The sequence below is a fragment of the Streptomyces sp. SID3343 genome, assembly GCF_009865215.1.
In the GTDB taxonomy this organism is placed as follows: Bacteria; Actinomycetota; Actinomycetes; order Streptomycetales; family Streptomycetaceae; genus Embleya.
The window spans coordinates 1-2,163 of record NZ_WWJX01001310.1 but is presented as its reverse complement, the minus strand read 5'-3'; the positions used below and the strand labels follow the sequence as shown (position 1 = coordinate 2,163).

General features: G+C 68.8%; 2 protein-coding genes and 1 pseudogene. All 3 read left to right on the top strand.

Annotation, left to right across the window (positions count from 1 at the left end):
- Positions 1 to 192 (top strand): hypothetical protein (locus tag GT354_RS41625; RefSeq protein WP_161361916.1); only part of this gene is annotated, 192 nt, incomplete at its 5' end.
- A 129-nt stretch (positions 193 to 321) separates the two neighbouring features.
- Entirely contained in the window at positions 322 to 1,434 is a 1,113-nt protein-coding gene (gene prfB / locus GT354_RS41620; protein ID WP_161361913.1) for a peptide chain release factor 2, read from the top strand.
- Positions 1,435 to 1,786: 352 nt separating this feature from the next.
- Positions 1,787 to 2,163: pseudogene (locus GT354_RS41615) on the top strand (hypothetical protein); the annotation flags it as partial.

Genomic DNA, 2,163 nt, shown 5'->3' with positions numbered 1-2,163 from the left:
GGGCTCGTCGTCCTGGCCCGCGACGGCAACGGCCGGTTGCTCGGCGCGGTCCCGGGCGAGGGAGGCTGGCGCCCGGTCGACCCGAACACCGCGACCCCCGACGCCCCCGCCGCGGTGAGCACCGGGCCCGACCGCGTCGACCTGTACATCCGGGCCGACAACGGCCGCGTGCAGTCGGCGGTGTCGGGCTGAGCCCGGGCCCGGGCACCGGGCCGGTCACCGGCCCGATCGTCGGCGCCGGGAGCGCTCGACGGCCGCCCGCCGGACGTTCGTCCACAGCCTGAGTCCGAGGAAACCTTGCGCTCCACTTAGGATGGTCGCGTGGCTGCCGTTGATCCTTCCGAAGAGCTCAAGTCCGTCGAGTCGACCATGGCGTCGATCGAGGCCGTCCTCGACCTCGACAAGATGCGGGCCGATGTCGCCGATCTGAACGAGCAGGCGGCGGCACCGGACCTGTGGGACGACCCCGAGGCCGCCCAGAAGGTGACGAGTCGTCTCTCGTACCTCCAGGGCGAACTGCGCCGGGTCGAAGACCTGCGACGCCGACTCGACGACGTCAACGTCCTGTTCGAACTGGCCGAGGCCGAGGACGACGCGGACACCCGCACGGAGGCCGAGAACGAGCTGGCCTCGGTGCACAAGGCCGTCGGCGAGCTGGAGGTCCGCACGCTCCTGTCGGGCGAGTACGACTCGCGCGAGGCGCTGGTGACCATCCGCTCGGAGGCCGGTGGCGTGGACGCCGCCGACTTCGCCGAGATGCTCCTGCGCATGTACATCCGTTGGGCCGAGCGGCACAACTACCCGACCGAGGTCTACGACACCTCCTACGCGGAGGAGGCCGGCATCAAGTCGGCGACCTTCGCCGTCAAGGTGCCGTACGCCTACGGCACGCTGTCGGTCGAGCAGGGCACGCACCGCCTCGTGCGGATCTCGCCCTTCGACAACCAGGGCCGCCGCCAGACCTCGTTCGCGGGTGTCGAGGTGCTGCCGGTCGTCGAGCAGAGCGACCGCGTCGACATCGACGAGTCCGAACTGCGAGTGGACGTGTACCGCTCGTCCGGCCCGGGCGGCCAGGGCGTCAACACGACCGACTCGGCGGTGCGCATCACGCACATCCCGACCGGCATCGTGGTGTCGTGCCAGAACGAGCGCTCGCAGATCCAGAACCGCGCGTCCGCGATGGCGGTCCTGTCCGCCAAGCTCCTGGAGCGTCAGCGCCAGGAGGAGCAGGCCCGGATGAACGCGCTCAAGGGCGAGGGTTCGTCCTGGGGCAACCAGATGCGCTCCTATGTCCTGCACCCTTACCAGATGGTCAAGGACCTGCGGACCGAATTCGAGGTCGGCAACCCGCAATCGGTGCTGGACGGCGAAATCGACGGCTTCATCGAGGCGGGTATCCGCTGGCGCAAGCAGCAGCAGACCGCCGCCGCGTAGTCGGTTCACCAAAACCACGAAATCGGGACATCGGCCCGATAGCGCCGCACCTGCAGACCCCCGCAGCTGTTTATCGACAGTGTGATAAATGCGGGGGTCTTTGCGTTGCGCTTACGTGCCAATTTTCGCGGCGAATCGGATGTAACACCGCAACCCTCGCCGAACGCCCTTGACGCGGCATCCGCCCGGTTACCAGTCTGAAGACCGGCATTACCACGACGTAACCATTCGGGGAGTTCGCAGCCGTCGTCAGACGAGTCGCGGACGCGCGTCGCGGTGATGCCCAACGGCGTTTGGGACCCCACTCGCGCCGGCGCGGGTACGGGGATCCCATCCAACTGGGGGTTAATTGATGACAACCAAAATGCGCGTCCGCACGGCTCGCATAGCCGCGGCCGCACTGTTCGCCGCGGGCGCGTCGTTCGCGGTCGCGGGCGTGGCGAGCGCGGGTGACTCGTCCAACAGTGTGTTGCCGCTCGGCGAAGACTGTGGCGGAACCCGCATCTGCGAAACCGAGGGCTCGTCGACGGGCACGACCGAGGGTGGCACGTCCAAGGGCACGACCGAGGGGGCCTCCGAGGGGACCTCCAAGGGCACGTCCGAGGGTGGCACCGCCGAGGGCAGCACGTCCAAGGGCGGTACTTCCGAGGGCGGCACGTCCACGGGTACCTCTACCGGTACGTCCACGGGCACGTCGACGGGCACCTCCACCGGTACGTCCACGGGCAC